Below are 23,788 nucleotides of genomic sequence, written 5' to 3' on the forward strand. Positions count from 1 at the left end.
GGGACCCGCCGTCCGCCGCTCGCCGCGGCGGCCGTTCGTTCCTCCGTTCCGTTCGATCTCCCGTTGTTCACTCGGACCCGCCAGGCCGTTCCCGGTCTGGCTTCGTGGAAGGACGCCCCCGATGAGGGTGCTGCTGCTGGGCGCCGACGGCTTCATCGGCCGTCGGGTCACCGACCGTCTGCTCGTGGATCCGGAGTTGCAGGTGACGGTGCTCGGCCGGCGTGACTCCGCCGACATCCGCTTCGACCTGACCACCGGCAGCCCGGGCGCGCTGGCCCGGTTCCTGGACGCGGTCGCGCCACAGGTGGTGATCAACTGCGCGGGTGCCACGTACGGCAGTTCGCGCACGCTGATCCGGGCCAACACGCTGGCCGTGGCGACCGTCTGCGAGGCGATCCGGCGCAGCCGCGAGCCGGCCCGGCTGGTCCACGTCGGTTCGGCGGCCGAGTACGGGCCGGTGCCGGGCGGGGTGCCGGTGTCGGAGGGCGCCGAGCCGCGCCCGGTCGGCCCGTACGGGGTGTCGAAGCTGGCCGGGACGGAGCTGGTGCTGGCCTCGGGGCTGGACGCGGCGGTGCTGCGGGTGTTCGACGTGGTCGGGCCGGGGGCGCCGACCGCCTCGCTGTTCGGGCGGCTGGCCGAGGGGCTGCGGCGGGCGCTGGAGCGGGAGGAGTCCCAGGTGCGGATGCCGGACCTGTCCGGATACCGGGATTTCGTGGACGTCCGGGACGTCGCGCGGGCGATCCAGGCGGCGGCGGTCTCGGCCGCCACGGGGGTGATCAACATCGGCAGCGGGCACGCCGTCCGGGCCCGGGAGGCGGCCCAGCTGCTGGTCCGGGCGTCCGGCTTCGAGGGGTCGATCGTGGAGGAGAACCGGCAGGTCCTGCTGCCCGCGCAGGCCGCCGGACAGGGTGACCACCTGGCCGGGCACGGGGCCGGGCACCACCTGCCGGGCCACCGTCCGGCGGAGCCGCGGCAGGGCGAGGGGCGCGGGCCGACCGGGGAGCCGGTGCCGTGGCGGCAGGCGGACGTGCGGACCGCGCGGGACCGTCTCGGCTGGCGGACGCAGGTGCCGCTGGAGGAGTCGCTGGGGGACGTCTGGCTGGAGACGGCCTGCCGGGTCTGACCCGGGGGGCCGTCGGCGGGCCGGTCCGCCGGGGGTGCCAACGGCCCGCCGCCGCAGGCGCGTCGCCTCCCCCGGCGGGCCGGATCCCCGGCGCTCGCCGGTGCGGTCCGTGGTCCCACCATCCGACGCCGGCCGTCTCGCCCATCGGACGAGCTGTCTCGGAATACCGGAGCGGCATGACACTGTTGGCGTAGCAGAGCCACCTCGGTGGCGGAGCAACAAGCCACAAGAGGTTGGCCCTGGCCACCTGAACTGACGACTTTCGGAGTCCCCGTGTCGCTGCCACCCCTGGTCGAGCCGGCCGACGAGATCACCGTTGACGAGGTCCGCAGGTACTCCCGCCACCTGATCATCCCCGACGTGGGCATGGCCGGGCAGAAGCGGCTGAAGAACGCCAAGGTGCTGTGCGTCGGCGCCGGCGGCCTGGGCTCGCCCGCCCTGATGTACCTGGCCGCGGCGGGCGTCGGCACCCTCGGCATCGTCGAGTTCGACGTGGTCGACGAGTCGAACCTGCAGCGTCAGATCATCCACGGCCAGTCGGACATCGGTCGCTCCAAGGGCGAGTCGGCACGGGACTCCGTCAAGGAGATCAACCCCTACGTCGACGTGATCCTCCACGAGGAGCGCCTCGACAACTCCAACGTCCTGGAGATCTTCTCCGGCTACGACCTGATCGTGGACGGCACCGACAACTTCGCCACCCGCTACCTGGTGAACGACGCCGCGGTGCTGCTCGGCAAGCCGTACGTGTGGGGCTCGATCTACCGCTTCGACGGCCAGGCGAGCGTGTTCTGGGCCGAGCACGGCCCCTGCTACCGCTGCCTCTACCCGGAGGCCCCGCCGCCGGGCATGGTCCCGTCCTGCGCCGAGGGCGGCGTGCTGGGCGTGCTCTGCGCGTCGATCGGCTCGATCCAGGTCACCGAGGCGATCAAGCTGCTGGCCGGGGTCGGCGACCCGCTGGTCGGCCGGCTGATGATCTACGACGCCCTGGAGATGAACTACCGCCAGGTGAAGGTCCGCAAGGACCCGAACTGCGCGGTCTGCGGCGAGAACCCGACCGTCACCGAGCTGATCGACTACGAGGCCTTCTGCGGCGTCGTGTCCGAGGAGGCCCAGGAGGCCGCCGCCGGTTCGACGATCACCTCGAAGCAGCTCAAGCAGTGGCAGGACGACCAGGAGGACATCTACCTGATCGACGTCCGCGAGCCCGGTGAGTACGAGATCGTCAGCATCCCCGGCGCCGTGCTGATCCCGAAGAACGAGTTCCTGATGGGCAACGCGCTGGAGCAGCTGCCGCAGGACCGGAAGATCGTGCTGCACTGCAAGTCGGGCGTCCGCTCGGCCGAGGTGCTCGCCGTGGTGAAGTCGGCCGGCTTCGCCAACGCCGTCCACCTGGGCGGCGGCGTGCTCGGCTGGGTGAACCAGATCGAGCCGCACAAGCCGGTGTACTGACCGGACCGGTGGAAGGGCCCGCTCCGGCGGGCCCTTCCGCGTACCCGGCCGCGTCCGCCGGCGGATCCGCGGGCCCCGCGCGGCCCGGCCGCACGGGGCGGCCCGCCCGGGTGCCGGGTGCTACAGGGCGCCCTTGCGCTGCAGCACGTTGTACGAGATCCAGCCGGGGAGCACCGGCAGCCAGAAGGTGAGCGCCCGGTAGAGGAAGACCGCCGGGGTGGCGACGGTCGGCGGCACGTCGGCGACGGTGAGCGCGCCGATCAGCGCGACCTCGACCGGGCCGATGCCGCCGGGGGTGGGGATCGCGGAGCCGGCCGCGTTGGCGGTCAGGAAGACCACCGCGACCGCGGAGAACGAGATCGAGCCGCCGAAGGCCTGCACCGAGGCGTCCAGGCAGGCGGTGAAGGAGAGCGTCAGCAGCAGGATGCCGCCGAAGCCGGTGACCAGCTTGCTGGGCGTCTGCATCAGGTCGAGCATCCGGGGCACCACGCCGAAGAACAGCGAGCGCAGCCGGTTCAGCACGAACCGCCGCAGCGGGGCGACCGCCGCGACGACCAGGGCCAGCACGGCGGCGGTCAGCACGCCGATGATCACCGCGCGGGACGCGGAGAGGTCCCCGTTGGTCTGGCTGCCGGTGATCAGGCCGAAGCTGAACAGCAGCAGCAGGTGCCCGGTCAGACCCGCCAGCTGGGAGGCGCCGACCGAGGCGACCGCCTGGCCGGAGCGGATGCCGGCCTTCTGCAGGTAGCGGGTGTTCAGCGCGATGCCGCCGATCGCGGCGGGGGCGACCAGCTTGACGAAGGACCCGGCGAGCTGGGCGGCCACCGTGCGGCGGAACGGCAGCTTCTCGGGGACGAAGCCGGTCAGGCTCATCGACGCGGCGATGTAGGAGAAGGCGGCCGCGGCGAGGGCGACCGCCGCCCAGGCCCAGTCCATCTGCGAGAGCTTGAGCTGGGCCGGCTTGATGGTGGTCAGCGCGAGGTACGCGGCGAAGGTGAGCGCGATCACCATGATCAGGCTCTTCGGCTTGAGCCGCTCCAGCTTGGCCGGCTCCATCGGCGCTTCGGGGGCGATCTGCAGGATCTGGCCGCGGATCCGGCTGAGCAGGTCCTCGCCGGCCAGCGCGATGTCCTCCTCGGCCTGCTGCTGGGTGCGCTCCCCGGCGGCGACCTGCTCCAGCGCCCTGGCCTGGGCGGCGGCCTTCCGCTCCTTGCCGAGCCGCTTGAGGTCGACCCGGGTGGAGCGGCTCATCCCGACCGGCTGGAGCAGCGGCAGCGCCTGGGCGACCCGGTCGGCGCCGAGCACCGCGTTGGCGGTGGCGACCGTCCGCTCGGGCCCGATCCGCAGCGCGAAGGTGGTGAGCAGCTGGGCGACGTCGATGCGCAGCGTCAGGTCGGTGGCGGCGATGTCCCCGCCGGAGAGGTTGACCAGACAGGCCGTCTTCCCGTCGGTCACCAGCAGCGACTCGCCGGTGAGCCGCCGGTGGGCGATCCGGCGCTCGTGCAGGGCGGCGACCGACTCCCAGAGCGAGGCCATCACCTGGTCGGTGATCTCGTCGTCGGCGAGCTCGTCCAGGGTGCGGCCCTCGACGTTCTCGTAGACCAGGATCGCGGCGTCCGGGCCCAGCTCGGAGGTGGCGACCAGCTGCGGGGCGCGGGCGCCGGAGGCGGCGGCCGCGTAGGCGATCAGCGCCTCCTGCTCCAGGGCCTGGCGCAGCGACTGGGGGCTGCGGCGGACGGCCACCGAGCGCAGCCTCAGCCGTCTCCAGGCCCGGTAGAAGAAGCCGGAGGCCTGCTGTTCGCGGTCGACGATGTGGACGTCCAGCGGCGGGCCGCTCTGCTGGGCGACGAGGTAGCGGCGGGTGCCGCCGGGCGCGTCCGGGGCGCGGTGGGCGCTGGCCGGGGTGAAGCCGACCTTGCGCAGGCCGATCATCAGGTGCTGGCCGGTGGGCCGGATGTTGGGCGAGCCGATCGCGTACAGCGTGCCGTAGGCGACGGACCAGCCGATCAGCACGGTGAGGAGCAGGGAGAGCGGGGTGGTGTAGCCGCCGAGCAGTTCGGTGATCCCGCTGAAGACCACCACCACCCAGAGGGCGACCCGCCAGCGCGGGCGGCTCGACATGCCGACCGCCGTCATGTAGGCGATCACCGGGGCGAGGTAGCCGTGCACCGGGTCGGTGAGGGTGCCGTTGGAGTCCAGCGGGAGGCGGGTGAGGGCGTCCCGGATGTGGTCGGAGGCGCCCTCGGCGACCCACCAGTCGATGCCCAGCGAGACGCCGTAGGCGAGCACCGAGGCGAGGACGCCGTCGGCGACCCGCAGGCCGTCGCGCTTGATCAGCCGCTCGACCGCGAAGGCGAGCGGTACGGCCAGGACGGCGACGCTGGAGACCAGGCCGGTGATGGTGGCGAGGACGGGGGAGAAGCGGGGGGCGTTGGAGGCGATGTCCAGTTCGATGCCGGTGGTCGTCGAGGTCGCGACGCCGGCCAGCACGAAGACCGCGATCAGGCCGAGCACGCCGGCCAGGAAGCGGATCAGGTCGGAGGGGCGGTGGGCGCGGGCGGCGAGCAGCGGCTCGTCGACGTCCAGGTGCGGTGCGTCGTCGAGCGGGTCGTGCGCGTCCGGTGCCGGTCGGGCCGGGTCCTCGCGGGCCGGGTCCTCGCGGTCCGGGTCCTCGCGGTCCGGTGCCGGTCGGGCCGGGTCGTGGCCGTTCACGCCGGGGGCGTCCCCGGCGGGGGACACCCCGGCCGGGGGTTCGGCGGCGGCCGGTTCGGCGGCGGGTGCGGGCGGCTGGGCCGGGAGGGTGGCGGGCGTCCCCGTCCCCGGGCCGGCCGGCTGAGGGGTCTTGATCGTCCGGTCCTTGATCAGGGAGACTTCCGGCGACGGCTCGGTGACGGGCCCACCGCCGGGACCTGCGGGCATGGCGCCGGAGGACTCGTCGGAGCCCTCGTCCACGCCCACGTCAGCCGTCCCGGTCATCTGGTCTTGTCCTCGTATCACCACTCACCGCCCCGAAGATGGTGGCATGCCGCGGCGCCCCGCGCTGGACAGGGGCCGGATCGGGCGCGGCGGATCGTTCGCACGGGCCCCCGCCTCCGACCGGATGCGGAAGAATGCCGCAGGTGACGGACGCCCACGACGACGGTGACCGCGGCGAGCTGCCGCCCTACGCAGAACTGGTGCTCGACCTGGCCGAGCGGATTCCACCCGGCAGGGTGATGACCTACGGCGACATCGCCGAGTACCTCGGTCAGGGTGGCCCGCGCCAGGTCGGCCGGGTGCTGGCCCTGTACGGCGGAGCCGTGCCCTGGTGGCGGGTGATCCGGGCCGACGGCCGCTTCCTCCCGGGCCACGAGCACCGCGCCCTCGCCCACTACGCCGAGGAGGGCACCCCGCTGCGCGAACTCGCCGACCCGCCCCGGGTCGACCTCCGGCGGGCCCGCTGGGACGGCGGGCCGGTCGGCGGGTAGCCGCCGGCGGGGGCCGCGCGCGGACGGTCCGGTCCTCCGCCGACGAACCGGTCCGAAACCCGTGCGCGGACGGGAATGACGGGGCAGGATCGTAGGCTCGATACGGCGGGCCCCTCGACGGGCCCGCCCGCCGTTGCCCGAAGCACGACCCCCAGGACGTCCGTGAGCTCCCCCTACCGTCTGGTGCGCAGCCCCCTCGTGCCGCCCGCCCCGCCCGTGCTCGACGAGTACCAGCGCGCCGTGGCCGAGCACACGGGCGGCCCGCTGCTGGTGCTCGCAGGGCCGGGGACGGGCAAGACCACCACCCTGGTCGAGGCCGTCGCACGGCGCATCGAGCGCGGCACCGACCCCGACCGGATCCTCGTCCTCACCTTCAGCCGCAAGGCCGCGATGGAGCTGCGCGACCGGATGGCCGGCCGGCTCGGCGTCACCGCGGCCGGTGCCGGGGCCGCCGCGCCGCAGGCGACCACCTTCCACTCCTTCTGCTACGCCCTGCTCCGCGCCCACCAGGACCCGGCCGAGTACGCCGAGCCGCTGCGCCTGCTCTCCGGCCCCGAGCAGGACGTCATGGTCCGCGAACTGCTCGCCGGCGGCGCCGAGGACGCCAGGCTCGGCAGGTCGCGGATCGGCTGGCCGCTGGACCTGCGGGCCTGCCTCACCACCCGCGGCTTCGCCGACGAGGTCCGCGCCGTCCTCGCCCGCAGCCGTGAGCTCGGTCTCGGCGAGGCCGAGCTGGCCCGGTTCGCCGAGGGCGTCCAGCGCCCCGACTGGGCCGCCGCCGCCCACTTCCTCGCCGAGTACCTCGACGTCCTCGACCTGCGCGGGGTCCTCGACTACGCCGAGCTGGTCCACCGCGCCGTGCTTCTCGCCGAACGCCCCGAGGTCGAGCAGCGGCTGCGGGACCGCTACGACGCCGTCTTCGTCGACGAGTACCAGGACACCGACCCCGCCCAGGTGCGGCTGCTGCGCCGGCTGGCCGGCGACGGGCGCGAACTGATCGCGGTCGGCGACCCCGACCAGTCCATCTACGCGTTCCGCGGGGCCGACATCAACGGCATCCTGGAGTTCCCGCAGACCTTCCGGCACACCGACGGCCGCCCCGCCGACGTCAAGGTGCTGCGGGTCTCCCGCCGCTCCGGCGCCGTGCTGCTCGCCGCCGCCCGAGAGCTCACCCGCCGGATGCCGATGGGCCGGCTGCCCGCCGACAAGCTCGCCCAGCACCGCGCCCTGCTGCCCTCCCGCGAGGGCGGCCGGGTCGAGGTCTACACCTACCCCACCCCCGGTACCGAGCTGGACTCCGTCGCGGACCTGCTGCGCCGCGCGCACCTGGAGGACGGCGTGCCCTGGGGCGAGATGGCCGTGCTGGTCCGGGCCGGGGCCCGCTCCATCCCCGGGGTGCGGCGGGCGCTCGGCGCGGCCGGGGTGCCGCTGGAGATCGACGGCGACGACCTGCCCCTGCGCGAGGAGCCGGCCGTCGCCCAGCTGCTGCTCGCCCTGCGGGTCTGCGCCGAGCAGGCCGTCCGGGACCGGCACGCGCCCGACGCGCCCGACCCGCTGACCACCGACCTCGCGCACACCCTGCTGACCGGCCCGCTGGGCGGCCTCGACGGCGCCGACCTGCGCCGGCTCGGGCGGGTCCTGCGCGAGGAGGAGCGGGCCGCGCTGCGCGCCGAGGCCCGGCGGGCCGGGGCGGAGGGTCGGACGGAGACGGAGACGGAGACCGAGGCGGATACGGACACGGAGGGTGAGGGAGAGCGCGAGGCGGGGGGAGACACCGGGCCCGCCGCCGCCCGCCCCGCCGCCGTGCCGCGCCCGGCCGGGGAGCTGATCCGCGAGGCCCTCGCCGAACCCGAGCAGCTCGTCGTCCTCGACGCCCCCTACGCCCGCCGCGCCCACGACCTCGGCACGCTGCTGCGCAAGGTCCGCGAACGCCTCGCCGGCGGCTGCACCGCCGAGGACGCCCTCTGGGACCTCTGGGACGGCTCCCGGCGCTGGCGCGAACGCCTGGAGCGGGCCGCCCTGCGCGGCGGGGCCGCCGGCCGCAACGCCGACCGCGACCTCGACGCGCTCTGCGCCCTGTTCGAGACCGCCGCCCGCGCCGAGGAGCAGGTCACCGGTCACCGCGGCGCCCTCGACCTGCTCGCCGAGCTGGAGGCCCAGGACATCGCCGCCGACACCCTCACCGTGCGGTCCGTCCGCCCCGAGGCGGTCCGGCTGATGACCGCCCACCGGGCCAAGGGCCTGGAGTGGCGGCTCGTCGTCGTCGCCGGGGTCCAGGACGGCCTCTGGCCCGACCTGCGCCGCCGCGGCTCGCTCCTGGAGGCCGACCGGATCGGCCGCGACGGCCTCGCCGAACCGCTCACCCCCGGCGCCCTGCTCGCCGAGGAGCGCCGGCTCTTCTACGTCGCCGCCACCCGGGCCCGGGAGCGGCTGGTCGTCACCGCCGTGAAGGCACCCGCCGACGACGGCGACCAGCCGTCCCGGTTCCTGCGCGAGCTCTACCGCGAGGACGTCGACCCCAGGACCGGCCGGGTCGTGCGCCGCACCCCGCCCGTCACCGTCGAGGACGTCACCCACCGCCCGCGCCGCCCGCTCTCCGTCCCCGCCCTGGTCGCCGAGCTGCGCGCGGTCACCGTCGACCCGGCCCGCTCGCCCGAGCTGCGCCGGGCCGCCGCCGAGCGCCTCGCCACCCTCGCCCTCGCCACCGACGAGGAGGACCGGCCGCTCGTCCCCGCCGCCCGGCCCGACGCGTGGTGGGGGCTCGACGACGCCACCGCCGCCCCCGACCCGCTGCGCGACGCCGACCTGCCGGTCCGGCTCTCCGGCAGCGGCCTGGAGCAGCTGGAGAACTGCTCGCTGCAGTGGTTCCTGGACAAGGAGGTCAAGGCGCGCGGCACCTCCTCCGCCGCACAGGGCTTCGGCAACGTCGTGCACGCCCTCGCCGACGAGGTCGGCTCCGGCCGCACCCCCGCCGACCTCGCCGTCCTGATGGAGCGCCTCGACACCGTCTGGGACGCGCTGGCCTTCGACGCGCCGTGGAAGTCCCAGCAGGAGAAGACCGAGGCCAGGGCCGCCCTGGAGCGCTTCCTCACCTGGCACGTGATGGGCCGCGGCCGCGACGTCGTCGCCACCGAGCACGGCTTCGACGTCACCCTCGACGCCGGCGGGGTCCTGGTGCGGATCCGCGGTTCGATGGACCGGGTCGAGAAGGACGAGGCCGGGCGCGCCTACGTGGTGGACTTCAAGACCGGCAAGGAACTGCCCACCGACAAGTCGCTGCCCGACCACAAGCAGCTCGCCGTCTACCAGCTCGCCGTCCGGGCCGGGGCGCTCAACGAGCTGCCCGGCTTCGACGGCGCGGCCCCGGAGGCCGGCGGCGCCGAGCTGGTGCAGCTGCGCAAGCCCGACAAGGCCGTGCCGGACGCGCCCAAGGTGCAGCGGCAGGAGCCGCCCGAGGGCGAGCCGTGGATCGAGAACCTGCTCGCCGACGCCGCCGGGCGGATCCTCGCCGAGCGGTTCGTCCCGCAGACCGGCACCGGCTGCGACCGCTGCTCCTTCCGCCGCAGCTGCTCCGCCCAGCGCGACGGCGCCCAGGTCGTCGAGTAGGCCGGGGCGGGGACGGAGAGCGGGCGGGGCGGGCCGGCCGGGGTGCGCCGCCGCGCCGGGCGGCACGGCAGTGAGGGTCGCCACAGCAGCCCTCCCGGACGGCCCGACCTGTCCGTACCCCCCGTTACCGTTACGGGGTGACCGCCGTGCTCAGCCACCCCGACCAGCTCAAGGAGCTGCTGGGCATCCCCTTCAACCGGGAGCAGATGGCGGCCGTCGGCGCCCCCCTGGAGCCGGCCGTGATCGTCGCCGGCGCCGGCTCCGGCAAGACCACCGTGATGGCCGCCCGCGTCGTCTGGCTGGTCGGTTCCGGCGCGGTCCGCCCCGAGGAGGTGCTCGGCCTCACCTTCACCAACAAGGCCGCCGGCGAACTCGCCGAACGCGTCCGCACCGCCCTGCTCCGGCTCGGCGGCCCCGGGGGACCCCCGGACGAGGAGTGGGGCAGGGGCGCCGGCCCGGAGGACGAGCCGCTCGGCGAGCCCGAGATCTCCACCTACCACGCCTTCGCCGGCCGCCTCCTCAAGGAGCACGGCCTGCGGATCGGCATCGAGCCCGACGTCCGGCTGCTCGCCGACGCCACCCGGTTCCAGCTCGCCGCCAAGGTGCTGCGCACCGCCCGCGGCCCGTTCCCGGCCCTCACCGGCACCTTCGCCAACCTGGTCGCCGACCTCACCGCCCTGGACGGCGAGCTCGCCGAACACCTCGTCGACCCCGACACCCTGCGCGCCCACGACGAGGGACTCCTCGACACCCTCGCCACCGCCAGGCTCACCAACGACGACCTGCGGGCCGTCCCCGCCGCCGCCCGGGCCCGCCTGGAGCTGCTCCGCCTGGTCGAGGACTACCGGCGCCGCAAGACCGCCGCCGGGCTGATGGACTTCGGCGACCAGATCGCCGCCGCCGCCCGGCTCGCCCAGCAGCGCCCCGAGGTCGGCGCCCTGCTGCGCGGCCAGTACCGGGTCGTCCTGCTGGACGAGTACCAGGACACCTCGGTCGCCCAGCGGCTGATGCTCGCCGGCCTCTTCGGCGCCGGCCCGGACGGGAGCCCGTCCGGGCACCCGGTGACCGCCGTCGGCGACCCCTGCCAGGCCATCTACGGCTGGCGCGGCGCCTCCGTCGCCAACCTGGACGAGTTCCCGCACCACTTCCCCCGGACCGGCGGCGCCCCCGCCGGCCGCTTCGCACTCAGCGAGAACCGCCGCAGCGGCGGCCGGCTGCTCGCCTTCGCCAACCGGCTGGCCGCGCCGCTGCGCACGATGCACGAGGGCGTGGAGGCGCTGCGCCCCGCTCCCGGGGCCGAGCACGACGGCTTCGTCCGGGCCGCGCTGCTGCCCACCCACGCCGAGGAGATCGACTGGCTCGCCGACTCGGTCGCCCACCTGGTGCGCACCGGCACCGCGCCCGGCCGGATCGCCGTGCTCTGCCGCGGCGGCTCGGCCTTCCCCGACATCCACGCCGCACTGGTCGCCCGCGACGTGCCGGTCGAGGTGGTCGGCCTCGGCGGGCTGCTCCACCTGCCCGAGGTCGCGGACCTGGTCGCGGTCTGCGAGGTGCTCCAGGACCCGACCGCCAACGCCGCCCTGGTCCGGCTGCTGATCGGCCCGCGCTGGCGGATCGGCCCGCGCGACCTCGCCCTGCTCGGCCGGCGGGCCGCCGACCTGGTCCGAACCGCCCGGCCGGACGGCGTCGAGGCGCTCGCCGCCGCCGTCGCCGAGACCGACCCCACCGAGGTGGTCTCGCTCGCCGACGCCCTGGAGACCTTCCTCGACCGCGAACAGCCCGACGAGCTGCCGTTCTCCGCCGAGGCCCGGGTGCGCTTCGCCCGGCTCGCCCGCGAACTGCGCGAACTGCGCCGCTCGCTGGCCGAGCCGCTGATGGACGTGCTGCACCGGGTCCTCGCCACGACCGGCCTGGAGGTCGAACTCGCCGCCTCCCCGCAGGCGCTGGCCGCCCGGCGCCGGGAGACCCTGCACGCCTTCCTGGACGTCGCGGCCTCCTTCGCCGACCTCGACGGCGATCCCGGCCTGGCCGCCTTCCTCGGCTTCCTGCGCGCCGCCCAGGAGCACGACCGCGGCCTGGACGCCGGCCTGCCGGGCGGCGAGGACACCGTCAAGGTGCTCACCGCGCACAAGTCGAAGGGCCTGGAGTGGGACGTCGTCGCCGTCCCCGGCCTGGTCCGGGGCGCGTTCCCGTCCTCGACCGCGCGCGAGCGCTGGACCAGCACCAAGCGGGTCCTGCCGCACGCCCTGCGCGGTGACGGCGCCACGCTGCCCGACGTCCGCGACGGCTGGAACGCCAAGTCGATGGCCGCGTTCAAGGCCGCGCTCGCCGAGCACTCCGGCACCGAGGAACTGCGCCTCGGCTACGTCGCCTTCACCCGGCCGCGCGCCCTGCTGCTCGCCTCCGGCCACTGGTGGGGACCGAGCCAGAAGACCCCGCGCGGCCCGTCCGACTTCCTGGAGCAGCTGCGCGCCCACTGCGAGGAGCCCGGGAACGGCGAGGTCGAGCACTGGACCGAGCCGCCGGCCAAGGGCGACGTGAACCCGGCGCTGGCCGCGCCCGTCGAACGCCCCTGGCCGCTGCCGCTCGACCCGGCCGCCCAGCACGCCCGCCGCCGGGTCGCCGAGGTGGTGCACCGGCGCCTCGCCGGGCAGCCCGCCCCCGAACCCGGGCCGATGGCCCCCGAGGACCGCCGGCTGGTCGAGTCCTGGGACCGCGACCTGAACGCGCTGACGGGGGAGTTGGAGCGCTCCCGGCGCAGCGTGCGGGAGGTCCCGCTGCCCGCCTCGCTGTCCGCCACCCAGCTGCTGCGCCTGGCCGCCGACCCGGACGGCTTCGCCCGCGACCTGGCCCGGCCGATGCCGCGCCCGCCGCAGCCCGCCGCCCGCCGCGGCACCCGCTTCCACGCCTGGGTGCAGTCCAGGATCGAGCCGCTGATGCTGATCGGGCCGGGTGCGCTGCCCGGCGCCGACGACGACGGCATCGAGGACGAGCAGGACCTGGAGCGGCTCAAGGAGGCGTTCCTGCGCACGCCGTACGCGGACCGCGAGCCGTACCGGGTCGAGACGCCGTTCCACCTGGTGCTGGCGGGCCGGGTGGTGCGCGGCCGGATCGACGCGGTCTACCGCGGAGGTGACGGCGGGTCAGAATTCGGCGGCGCGTCACGCTACGAAGTGGTGGACTGGAAGACGCACCGCGAGGAGACCGCCGATCCGCTCCAGCTCGCCGTCTACCGGCTCGCCTGGGCCGAACAGGCGGGCGTCCCCCTGGAGCAGGTCACGGCCTCGTTCCTGTACGTCCGCAGTGGCCGGATCGAACAACCGACAGGACTTCCCGACCGAAAAGAGTTGGAACGGCTCCTGATCGGGAACAGTGAAGAATGAGTCACGGAGAGCATTCAAGTCATCACGGCATCGGGCGAAACCTGTGCGTAGTGCACGTTTCGCGCCTATTGTGGGGTCGGTAACCGGTCAACCCCCGTACTCCGGCCGCCAGCGAGGCCCGCATTCCCTAACCCTCAGTCATCACCGCAGGTGCCCCTCGGGCATCGGCGTCTTCTGCTGGAGAGACCGAAGTTGAGCGCGACCGGATGGATCAGAGAGCGGTTCGCCGGGCCGACCCCGGGCACCGCACCCGGCGCTACCGGCACCTGGCCGAGGACGGCACTCACGCTGCCGTTCATCGGCATGGCGCTGGTCGTCGTCCTCGACTACTTCACCGACGCCGCGGTCACCGTCGAGCCGGCGCTCACCGCCGTCCCCGCACTGGCCGCGGTGGTCAGCCGACGCACCTGGTACCCGCTGGCCATCGGCGCCTGCACCGAGGCCGCCGCCTTCCTGATGGCCTTCCACAACGACGTGCTCGGCGAGTCCGTGCACAGTGCCACCGTCTTCGCCATCGTCCTGGTCGCCGCGATCGGCTGGGTCAGCGCCACCCTGCGGCTGCGTCAGGAGCAACTCCTCGCCGACGCCCAGCTGGTCGCCTCGATCGCCCGCCGGGTCCTGCTGCGGCCCGTCCCCGAACGGGTCGGCACCGTCAAGGCCGCCGTCCACTACGAGGCCGCCGCCGCCCACGCCAGGATCGGCGGCGACCTCTACGAGGTCGTCAACACCCGGCACGGCGTCCGGGCGGTGGTCGGCGACGTCCGCGGCAAGGGGCTCGGCGCCGTCGAGACCGCCGCGGCCGTGCTCGGGGCCTTCCGCGAGGCGGCCCACCAGGAGGCCGCCCTCGACCGGGTGGCCGGGTGGCTCGCCGTCAGCCTCGACCGCGCCCTGCACGAGAACGAACACCCGGGCGTGGAGGAGGAGTTCGTCACCCTCGTCCTGATCGGCGTCCGGCCCGACGGCACCGCCGAGATCGTCAACTGCGGCCACCCGGCCCCGCTGCTGCTGCGCGGCGGCGAGCCGGTGCGGCCGCTCGAACTCGCCGAGACGGTGCCCCCGCTCGGCGTCCTCGACCCGGCCGACGTCCGGCCGCCGGTGCACCGCGTGCCGCTGCGCCGTGACGACCGGGTGCTGCTCTTCACCGACGGCGTCATCGAGGCCCGCGACCGGGCGGGCGTCTTCTACCCGCTCGCCGAACGGCTCCCGGTCTGCGCCGAGGGCCGCCCGGTCGACGTGCTGCGCCGGCTGCACGAGGACGTGGTCCGCCACGTCGGCCGCCAGCTCGGCGACGACGCCGCCATGCTGCTGCTCCAGTACGACCCGCCGCCGGTGGCCGACCGTCCCGACCCGGCGGCGCCCGTCCCGCACGTCCCGCACCAGAACGGCCAGTTCTCCCGGCAGTGACGGTCCGGGGCCGGTCGCCCGTCGGCCGCCCCGGCCGTCCGCCTGCCCGGCCGTCCGCCTCGTCGGTCCCGGCCGCCGGCCCGGCGGTCCGGGCCCGGCGGGCCCGGGGTCAGAGCGAGGCCTCGACCACCAGCGGACGGTGGTCGGACACCCCGGTGCGCGGTGCGGCGGCCGGGCCGACGGCGGTGCGCGGCACGCCGATCGCCAGCACGTGGTCGAACTGCACCGCCGGACGGTGCGAGGGGTAGGTGGGCGTCCGGGCGAGGTCGTACCAGCCCTGCAGCCGGGCCCGCGGCTCGCGCACCCGGCGCCGGCGGGCGTCGGTGAACCGGGGCCGGGCCCGCCGGGCCGCCCGCAGTTCGCGGACCTTCTCCCGGGGGGCGGTGCGGTCCAGCGCGGCCGCCGAACCGAGGACCGTGCGCGGCACCGCGCCGATCAGGTTGAAGTCGCCCAGCACCAGGTAGGGCTGGGGCAGGTCGGCGATCCAGCGCCGGATCCCGGCGAGCTGCGCCATGTTCCAGCCCGGCACGAACGACAGGTGCGCGGCCACCACCGTGAACGGTCCGCGCCCGCCCTCCAGGACCGCGGCGAGCGCCGCCCGCGGCTCGTCCGGGACGGGCGTGAGCCCGCGCCGTCCGGCCACCCGCAGGGGCAGTCCGAACGGTGCCGGCGCGAACCGGCGGGCCCGCCAGTGCAGCACCGGCAGCCGGGTCAGCAGCGCCGTGCCGTACGAGGGCGGGGCGTCGTCGCCGACCTCGCCCGGTCCGTAGACCCGGAGCCCGGCGGGCACCGAGAGGTCGGGCACCCAGCCGGCCACCGGTGCGGGCCGGCCGTGCAGGGCGGCGGCGAACCGCCAGTCGGCGGCGCCCATCGCCTTGGCGGCGACGGCGGCCTGGTCGGTGCCGCCGGAGCGGGCCTGGTGGCGGTCCACCTCCTGGAGCGCGAGGACGTCGGCGTCCAGCGCGGCCACCGCCTCCGCGAGCGGCCCGCCGGGGTCGTCCGGGTAGGGGCGCGGGGCGCCGTCCGGGGCGAGCGGCTGACCGTGCAGCAGATTGAAGGTGGCGATGCGCAACTGGCTCACACCGCACGACGGTACCTGCTCGCCGGGGGCCGGTGCGCGGCCGCGGCCCTGACCGGTCCGGCTTGACCCGTCGAGCATACCCGGTATACATACTCGGTATGTCCATCCGTCACGGCCTGCTCGCCCTGCTCGACCAGGGCCCGCGTTACGGCTACCAGCTGCGAACCGAGTTCGAGGCGCGCACCGGCGCCACCTGGCCGCTCAACGTCGGCCAGGTCTACACCACCCTCGCCCGCCTGGAGCGCGACGGGCTGGTCGTCCCCGCGGGGGAGGACGACGAGGGACACCAGTTCTACGCCGTCACCGACGCCGGCCGGGCCGAACTGCGGACCTGGTTCGACAGCCCGGTGCCGCGCACCAACCCGCCGCGCGACGAACTCGCCATCAAGCTCGCGATGGCCGTCACCGTCCCGGGCGTGGACGTGCCCGCCGTCGTCCAGGGCCAGCGCCGGCACAGCATCAAGGCGCTCCAGGACTACACCCGGCTCAAGGCCCGCGCCCTCGCGGGCACCGAGGCCGCCGGGCACGACACCGCCGGGGCCGACCTCGCCTGGCTGCTCGTCCTCGAACAGCTCATCTTCCAGACCGAGGCCGAGGTCCGCTGGCTCGACCACTGCGAGACCCGGCTCGCCCGGCGCGCGGAGGTCGAACAGGCCCGCGCCGCCGAGAACCGGCAGAGCGAGCCCGCGCCCCCGACCTCCCGGCTCGGACGCCGCCGCACCAGGACCTGAGCCGCCCCGGCGGCCCACCCCGTACGGACCCGACCACGCCGTACGGACCCACGAACCACCGGTCCGCCGCACCACACGGGCGGCGGGCCCCGTCACAGCAGGGGGAAGTGTGTCCCACACCGATCCGACCAGGGCCGGCCGCAGCGCGGTCCTGCACCTGGACAACGTCACCCGCGTCCACGGGCAGGGAGCCGCCGAGGTGCAGGCGCTGCGCGGCGTCGACCTCAAGGTGCACCCCGGCGAGTTCGTCGCCGTCATGGGCCCCTCCGGCTCCGGCAAGTCCACCCTGCTGACCCTCGCGGGCGGCCTGGACACCCCCAGCACCGGCCAGGTCCTCGTCGAGGGCGTCGCCCTCGGCGGACTCGACCGCAAGCGGCTCGCCGAGGTCCGCCGCCGCTCGGTCGGCTACGTCTTCCAGGACTACAACCTGATACCGGCGCTCACCGCCGCCGAGAACATCTCCCTCCCGCGCGAACTCGACGGCCTCTCCGGCCGCGCCGCCCGCCGCGAGGCGCTCGCCGCCCTGGAGGAGCTCGGCATCCCCGAGCTCGCCGACCGCTTCCCCGACGACATGTCCGGCGGCCAGCAGCAGCGCGTCGCCATCGCCCGCGCCCTCATCGGCGACCGCCGCCTCGTCCTCGCCGACGAACCCACCGGCGCCCTCGACTCCACCACCGGGGAGTCGGTCCTCGCGGTCCTGCGCGCCCGCTGCGACGAGGGCGCCGCCGCCATGATGGTCACCCACGAGCCCCGGCACGCCGCCTGGGCCGACCGCGTCGTCTTCCTCCGCGACGGCCGGATGGTCGACGAGAGCATCAGCCAGGACGCCGGAAGCCTCCTCGTCGCCGCCGCGGCCAACGCGAAGGGCCCGGTGGAACGGTGAAGCTCAGCGCCTGGCGGGTGGCCCTGCGCATCGCCCGCCGTGACGCCCTGCGCGCCAAGGGCCGCAGCGCCCTCGTCGTCGCCATGGTCGCCCTGCCCGTCCTCGGTGTCGCCGGCGCCGACGTGGTCTTCCGCAGCGCCGAACTCGATCCGGGCGAGAAGGTCGTCCGCACCATGGGCCAGTCCGCGGCCGAGCTCAACATGCTCGAACGCGGCTCCCTCGTGCTCCAGCCGCCGGACCCGGAGGCCGACTTCCACATCGAGAGCCCCGACGACGACCGGAAGCCGGGCGAACAGCCCCACTACACCCCCGAGCAGCGGCGCAGCCTCGACACCGAGCCCGCCGAACTCGCGAAGCAGCTCCTGCCGCCCGGCGCCACCCTCGTGCCGGTGCGCCAGGGCCCCTACACCGCCACCAGCACCCGCGAGGGCCTCACCAACGTCCGGACCGTCGAGGCCGACCTCGCCGACCCGGTCTGGCGCGGCCGGATCGAACTCGTCGAGGGCCGGGCCCCGAGCGCCGACCACGAGGTCGCCGTCACCCGGGACTTCCTCGACCGCGCCGGCCTGCGCCTCGGCGACCAGACCTCGCCGCGCGGCCTCGAAGCCACCCCCTTCACCATCACCGGTGTCGCCGAGTACCCCGAGGACCTGCGCTCCTCCACCGTCATCGGCCGGCCCGGCGCCCTGGTCGCCCCGCTCGCCAAGCTGCCCGGCGCCGACCAGTTCCGCGGGCGCGGCGCCTCCTCCGACGGCGACAGCCGCTGGCTGGTCAAGCTCCCCGCCGGGACCGTCATCGACTGGCCCAAGGTCCTGGAGCTCAACAAGTACGGCTTCACCGTCAGCTCCCGCGCGGTCCTGCTCGACCCGCCGGCCCGCGCCGACGTGCCCTTCTACGCCTACCAGGACAGCCGGGGCGGCGGCTCGACCCCGTTCTTCGACAAGACCTCCGTCGTCATCCTGGCGACCGTCGCCGGCATGGCCCTGCTGGAGATCGTGCTCCTCGCGGGCCCCGCCTTCGCCGTCGGGGCCAGGCGCTCCCGGCGGCAGCTGGGCCTGCTCGCCGCCGGCGGCGGTGACCGCGCCAACGTCCGGGCCGTCGTCCTCGGCGGCGGCGTCGTCCTCGGCCTCACCGGCGCGGCCGTCGGCCTCGTCACGGGCATCGGCCTGGTCGCCCTGCTGCGGGGCTATGCCGAGGGCTACGCCGGGACGCGGTTCGGGCACTTCGACCTGCAGCCGCTCGACCTGGCCGGCATCCTGCTGATCGGCCTCGTCACCGGCCTCCTGGCCGCCGTCGTGCCCGCCGTCCAGGCCTCCCGCCAGGACGTCGTGGCCGCGCTCACCGGCCGGGACAGCCTCAAGCCGCCGAGCCGCAAGCTCGCCCTGCTCGGCCTGGCGATGCTCGGCTCCGGCTCCGCCCTCGCCCTGTTCGGCGCGACCGGGGGCTTCGGCAGCCGCTCGATGGCCGTCCTGGGCGGCTCGGTCGTCGCCGAACTCGGCATGGTCGCCCTCACCCCCTACCTGGTCGGCCTCTTCGGGCGGATCGGCCGCTGGCTGCCGCTCGGCCCCCGCCTCGCGCTGCGCGACTCCGTCCGCCACCGCGGCCGCACCGCGCCCGCCGTCGCCGCCGTGATGGCCGCCGTCGCCGGGTCCGTGGCCGTCGGCGTCTACGTGGCCAGCAGCGACGAGCAGCACCGCCGCGAGTACACCGCCTCCGGCCCCGCCAACGCGGTCATCGTGGCCAGCGGCTGGGGTGCCTCCTCCGACGGTTCGATGCTGCCGAAGATGCGCGGCGCCGTCCAGGACAGCATCCCCGCCCTCGGCAAGCGCGCCGACGTCGGGCGCGTCAACTACAAGGGCGACTGCATGGCCCGCGGCGGCACCTGCGGCCACGTCGCCGTCGTCCTGCCCGAGGAGCTGCGCTGCCCGGTCTGGGGCCGGCGGTCCGTCATGATCGCGGGCGAGACCGAGCGACTGCTGCGCGAGGACCCGCGCTGCAGGCAGGAGACGATCTCGCACGGCAGCGTCTTCGGCGCGGTCCAGGCGGGCGACGCCGAACTGCTGCACAACCTCTACGGCTCCACCGACCCGGCCGGCGCGCAGGCGCTCGCCGCGGGCAAGGCCGTGGTCTTCGACCAGCGCTTCATCAAGGACGGGAAGGTCACGCTCGAACTCACCGAGCCGGACGACCCGAACCAGCCGCCCACCCCCGACACGGAGCCGGTCGTCCACCCGGTCACCGTCGAGGCCGTCCACGTCGCGGCGCCGGTCGAGGCCGGCGGCGACGTCGTGCTCGGCTCCGGGACCGCCGCCCGGCTCGGCCTCACCACCAGTGACGCCGGCTCGGTCTGGCTGCCCGCGGACGCGCCGACCGAGGGGGCGGAGCAGAAGGCCCGCGCCGCCCTCGCCAAGCTGTCCGACGGCACCGACCTGGAGGTCGAACGCGGCTACCGCTCCGACGGCGACCTCGTCACCCTCGGGCTCACCGGCTTCGCGGGCCTGGTCGCCCTCGGCGCCGCGGGCATCGCCACCGGCCTCGCGGCCGCCGACTCCCAGCGCGACCTGACCACCCTCGCGGCGGTCGGCGCGGCACCCCGGATCCGGCGCACCCTCTCCGGCTTCCAGTGCGGCGTGATCGCCGCGATGGGCGCCCTGCTCGGGGCCGCCGCCGGGATCGTGCCCGCGGTGGCACTGCGCAAGGTCGAGGCGGCCTCGATGAGCTACCCGGGGATGAGCCTCCAGGAGGAGGCGGCCAAGGGCGTCGTGGTCTTCCCCTGGCTCAACGTCACGGGCACCGTCGTGCTGCTGCCGCTGCTCGCGGTGGTGCTGGCCGCCCTGCTCACCCGCTCGCGGATCTCGCTGCTGCGCCGCTCCGGCTGAGCACCGTGCCGTCCCCGTCGCCCCCGGTCGCCGCCCCCGTGCGGCCGGGGGTGACGGACGTTACAGGCCTTCCGGTGTCCACCGGCCGGGACCGGGGCCCGTCCGACCCGCACGGGCGAACTAAAGTCGTCCGTATGACGAGAACCCCGGACAGCGTCGTCCGCTCCTTCATCGACCAGCACCAGGCCGCCTTCCTCGCGGACCTCGCCGACTGGCTCCGCATCCCCTCGGTCTCCGCCGACCCCGGCCGGGCCGACGACGTGCGCCGCTCCGCCGAGTGGCTGGCCGCGAAGCTGCGCGACACCGGCTTCCCGGTGGCCGAGGTGTGGGAGACGGACGGCCTCCCGGCGGTCTTCGCCGAGTGGTCCTCCGGGGACCCGTCCGCGCCGACCGTGCTGGTCTACGGGCACCACGACGTGCAGCCGGCGGCGAAGGAGGACGGCTGGGCGACCGAGCCGTTCGAGCCGACCGTGGTCGGGAAGCAGCTGTTCGCCCGCGGCGCCGCGGACGACAAGGGCCAGGTCTTCTTCCACACCCTCGGGGTGCGGGCCCACCTGGCCGCGACCGGCCGCACCGCGCCGGCCGTCAACCTCAAGCTGCTGATCGAGGGCGAGGAGGAGTCCGGCTCGCCGAACTTCGCCGACCTGGTCCGGCGCGAGGCCGGGCGGCTGGCCGCCGACGTCGTGGTCATCTCGGACACCGGGATGTGGTCCGAGACCACACCGACCGTCTGCACCGGCATGCGCGGCCTGGCCGACGCCCAGATCGACCTCTACGGGCCCGAGACCGACATCCACTCCGGCTCGTTCGGCGGGGCCGTGCCGAACCCGGCCGCCGTCGCCGCCGAGCTGGCCGCCGGGCTGCACGACGCCGACCGCCGGGTCGCCGTCCCCGGCTTCTACGACGGCGTGATCGAGCTGACCGAGCGCGAGCGCGAGCTCTTCGCCGAGCTGCCCTTCGACGAGGCGCAGTGGCTGAAGGTCGCCAAGTCGTCCGGCACCCTCGGCGAGGCCGGCTACTCCACCCTGGAGCGGATCTGGGCCCGCCCGACCGCCGAGGTCAACGGCATCTGGGGCGGCTACACCGGACCCGGCGGCAAGACCATCGTGCCCGCCTCGGCGCACCTCAAGCTCTCCTTCCGGCTGGTCGCCGGACAGGAGGTGGAGAAGGTCCGGGAGGCCGTCCGGGAGTGGGTGGCCGCCCGGGTGCCGGAGGGCATCCGGTACGAGCTGGTCTTCCCGGGCGCGACCCGGCCGTGCCTGACCCCGCTCGACCACCCGGCGCTGGAGTCCACCGTCCGGGCGATGGGGCGGGCCTTCGAACAGCGGATCCTCTTCACCCGGGAGGGCGGGTCCGGCCCGGCCGCCGACCTGCAGGACGTGCTCGGCGCGCCGGTGCTCTTCCTCGGCATCTCGGTGCCCTCGGACGGCTGGCACTCGGTCGACGAGAAGGTCGAGCTGGACCTGCTGGCCAAGGGTGTGGAGACGGCCGCCTACCTCTGGGCCGACCTGGCCGAGAACTGGCGCCCGGGCAGTGCGAGCGAGTGAACCCGAACCGTCCGGAAGACTCATCACGTGGGGATGGAACAGTTGAGCACCGTGCCTGAGACCGAACGTCCGCTGCACCTGGCGCTGGCCCGGGCCGGGGTGGACCGGGCGGCCCAGCACCGGTTCGACGAACCCTGGCTGGCGGCCGCCTGGAGCCACCCGAGCACCAAGGTGCTGCCGATCGCCGGCGGCGAGGCCTTCGTGGTGGACAGCGGCCAGGGGACCGAACTGGTCCTGATGCCCTCCTTCGAGGCGCCGCAGACCGGTGACCGGTACTTCCTCGGCACCGACGAGGAGGGCGTCTCCTACTTCGCGCTGGCCGGCGAGAGCCTGCCGGGCCGACTGGACGGCGACGCCCGCCCGGCCGGGCTGCGCGAGGTCGGTGCGATGCTCTCCGACCGGGACGCCGGGCTGCTGGTGCACGCCGTCGCGCTGGAGCACTGGCACCGGCTGCACAGTTTCTGCTCGCGCTGCGGCCACCCGACCGAGAAGGCCGGGGCCGGCCATGTGCGGCGGTGCACCTCCTGCGCGGCGGAGCACTACCCGCGCACCGACCCGGCGGTGATCATGATGATCACCGACGAGGAGGACCGCTGCCTGCTCGGCCGCCAGGCGCTCTGGCCGGAGGGCCGCTGGTCGACCCTGGCCGGCTTCGTCGAGCCGGGCGAGTCGATCGAGCAGGCGGTGGTCCGCGAGGTGTTCGAGGAGGCCGGGGTGCGGGTCGCCGAGGTCTCCTACGTGGCGAGCCAGCCGTGGCCGTTCCCGTCCAGCCTGATGCTCGGCTTCATGGGCAAGGCGGACCCGGCGGGCACCGCGATCACCGTGGACGGCGAGGAGCTGGCCGAGGCGCGCTGGTTCTCCCGGGAGGAGCTGCGGGCCGGGATGGCGGCGGGGGAGATCCTGCCGCCGTCGGGGATCTCGATCGTCCGGCACCTGGTCGAACTCTGGTACGGGGAACCGCTTCCGTCGGCGGCCCGCTGGTAATTCCGGCGGATCGAAGCGCTCTGGATATCGGGGGCGTGCGGACTGGCTCCGTGCGCCCCCAATTTTCTTTCCGAAACCGTCTCCCCACGATGTTCGTAATCGGAGCGGCCCTGTCCAGTAGGGAACCCGCGCGGGGGGCGGCCGACTTCACCGATCCCGGGCGACTTTGCCGTAAACGCCTGAAAGCCCGTCGCCGCGCTCGCTACATTCACTCGGGTGACAATCCCACGGGGCACCGCCCAATCCCCCAAATACCAGCGCCTCGCCGCGGACCTGCGCCGCCGGATCGCCGAGGGCGAGTTCACCGCCGAGGCCGCACTCCCGGTCGAGAGCGAACTGGAGCGCCAGTACGGGGTGGCGCGCAACACCGTCCGGCTGGCCGTCGACGTGCTGGTCAACGAAGGCCGCCTGGTCCGGCTCCAGGGCAAGGGGACCTATCTGCGCGAACACCCGGTCCTCGACCACCGCGCCTACGGGCCCGCCCCCGGGCGCGACGTCCGGGGCGGCCAGCCCGGCGGGGGAGGGGCGTCCGGTGCCCCGGGGGTGCCCGGGATCCCCGGGCCGGGCTCGGGTTCCGGCGCCGTCTCCGGCCACGGTCCCGTCTCCGGCCACGGTCCCGGAACCGGCCACGGGGCCGCGGCGGCCGGGACCGGCGGGGGCTCCGGCGGCTCCGCGGCGGAGGAGGGCCCGCGCGACTGCCTCGCCGTCCCCAGCGCCGTCTACCGCGGCGAGGCCGCCGACGCCGGACGGGAACTCACCGTCGACTTCGAGATGATGATCGTCAGGGCCCGGGTCGACATCGCCGAGCGGCTCGGCCTGCGCCCGGGGGAGGCCATCGTGGTCCGCCGCCAGCTGCGCCTGCTGGACCGCGAGCCGTACTCCATCGAGGAGAGCCACTACCGGGCCGGACTCGCCGCCGGCACCCCCCTGATGGAGCCCGACCAGATCGACGGGGGCGACGAGGCGGTGCTCGCCGCCCTCGGCCGCACCGAGGTCGGCGCCGTCGACCACCTGATCGCCCGGATGCCCGGCCCCGAGGAGGCCCAGTGGTTCCAGGGCGGCCCCGGCGTCCCGCTGGTGGTCCAGACCCGGGTCACCTACGACCGGCGCGGACCGGTCCGGGTCATCGAGACCCGCTACTCCGCCGACCGCAGCCGGCTGGTCTACGGCGTGGGCGACCTCGCCGCCCGCGCCTCGCTGCCCGCGCCCGCCGCCCCCGTCGACCCGGCCCGGGCGGACGCGCCGTAG

The 23,788-nt window shown here is 75.2% G+C and carries 14 protein-coding genes; 12 read left to right on the top strand and 2 right to left on the bottom strand.

Features of this window, described 5'->3' with window-relative positions; genetic code table 11:
• Positions 1-121: 121 nt before the first annotated feature.
• Both OG550_RS23000 and moeZ read left to right on the top strand, forming a co-directional pair.
• Positions 122-1,123, top strand: a complete 1,002-nt coding sequence (locus OG550_RS23000) for an NAD-dependent epimerase/dehydratase family protein (RefSeq protein WP_327680442.1) — start codon at positions 122-124, stop codon at positions 1,121-1,123.
• A 273-nt stretch (positions 1,124-1,396) separates the two neighbouring features.
• Positions 1,397-2,575: an adenylyltransferase/sulfurtransferase MoeZ gene (gene moeZ, locus OG550_RS23005; RefSeq protein ID WP_327680444.1), complete on the top strand. Its 1,179-nt coding sequence runs from the start codon at positions 1,397-1,399 to the stop codon at positions 2,573-2,575.
• Between the two features lie 120 nt (positions 2,576-2,695).
• Here the strand turns inward: moeZ and OG550_RS23010 are convergent, their stop codons facing one another.
• On the bottom strand, positions 2,696-5,551 hold the full coding sequence (locus OG550_RS23010) for a lysylphosphatidylglycerol synthase transmembrane domain-containing protein (RefSeq protein ID WP_327680446.1): 2,856 nt from the start codon (positions 5,549-5,551) through the stop codon (positions 2,696-2,698).
• Between the two features lie 134 nt (positions 5,552-5,685).
• Between OG550_RS23010 and OG550_RS23015 the strand changes: the two genes are divergently transcribed.
• From OG550_RS23015 to OG550_RS23030, 4 genes are all read left to right on the top strand, one after another.
• Positions 5,686-6,042, top strand: a complete 357-nt coding sequence (locus tag OG550_RS23015) for an MGMT family protein (RefSeq protein ID WP_442906059.1) — start codon at positions 5,686-5,688, stop codon at positions 6,040-6,042.
• Positions 6,043-6,117: 75 nt separating this feature from the next.
• The gene (locus OG550_RS23020; protein WP_442906060.1) at positions 6,118-9,648 is read left to right on the top strand and encodes an ATP-dependent helicase; all 3,531 of its coding nucleotides are present in this window, start codon (positions 6,118-6,120) and stop codon (positions 9,646-9,648) included.
• Positions 9,649-9,785: 137 nt separating this feature from the next.
• Positions 9,786-13,031, top strand: coding sequence for an ATP-dependent DNA helicase (locus OG550_RS23025; RefSeq protein WP_327680452.1), 3,246 nt, complete (start codon positions 9,786-9,788; stop codon positions 13,029-13,031).
• A gap of 192 nt (positions 13,032-13,223) precedes the next feature.
• Complete coding sequence (locus OG550_RS23030; RefSeq protein ID WP_327680454.1) at positions 13,224-14,435, top strand: PP2C family protein-serine/threonine phosphatase; 1,212 nt, start codon at positions 13,224-13,226, stop codon at positions 14,433-14,435.
• A 109-nt stretch (positions 14,436-14,544) separates the two neighbouring features.
• On the opposite strand, the gene OG550_RS23035 is transcribed toward OG550_RS23030, so the two are convergent.
• Entirely contained in the window at positions 14,545-15,516 is a 972-nt protein-coding gene (locus OG550_RS23035) for an endonuclease/exonuclease/phosphatase family protein (RefSeq protein WP_327680456.1), read from the bottom strand.
• 98 nt (positions 15,517-15,614) lie between these two features.
• Between OG550_RS23035 and OG550_RS23040 the strand changes: the two genes are divergently transcribed.
• From OG550_RS23040 to OG550_RS23065, 6 genes are all read left to right on the top strand, one after another.
• Positions 15,615-16,247, top strand: coding sequence for a PadR family transcriptional regulator (locus tag OG550_RS23040; RefSeq protein WP_327680457.1), 633 nt, complete (start codon positions 15,615-15,617; stop codon positions 16,245-16,247).
• 109 nt (positions 16,248-16,356) lie between these two features.
• A complete protein-coding gene (locus OG550_RS23045; protein ID WP_327680459.1) occupies positions 16,357-17,130 on the top strand; it encodes an ABC transporter ATP-binding protein in 774 nt (257 codons plus the stop codon).
• A complete protein-coding gene (locus OG550_RS23050; protein ID WP_327680461.1) occupies positions 17,127-20,009 on the top strand; it encodes an ABC transporter permease in 2,883 nt (960 codons plus the stop codon). Before OG550_RS23045 ends, OG550_RS23050 begins: the two co-directional genes overlap by 4 nt.
• 134 nt (positions 20,010-20,143) lie before the next feature.
• Positions 20,144-21,556 carry a dipeptidase gene (locus OG550_RS23055; protein WP_327680463.1) on the top strand — a complete coding sequence of 471 codons (1,413 nt, stop codon included), beginning with the start codon at positions 20,144-20,146 and terminating at the stop codon, positions 21,554-21,556.
• Positions 21,557-21,589: 33 nt separating this feature from the next.
• Positions 21,590-22,540, top strand: a complete 951-nt coding sequence (gene nudC / locus OG550_RS23060; protein ID WP_327680465.1) for an NAD(+) diphosphatase — start codon at positions 21,590-21,592, stop codon at positions 22,538-22,540.
• Positions 22,541-22,756: 216 nt separating this feature from the next.
• Positions 22,757-23,788: a GntR family transcriptional regulator gene (locus OG550_RS23065; protein WP_327680467.1), complete on the top strand. Its 1,032-nt coding sequence runs from the start codon at positions 22,757-22,759 to the stop codon at positions 23,786-23,788.

The sequence above is a fragment of the Kitasatospora sp. NBC_00458 genome, assembly GCF_036013975.1.
GTDB lineage: Bacteria > Actinomycetota > Actinomycetes > Streptomycetales > Streptomycetaceae > Kitasatospora.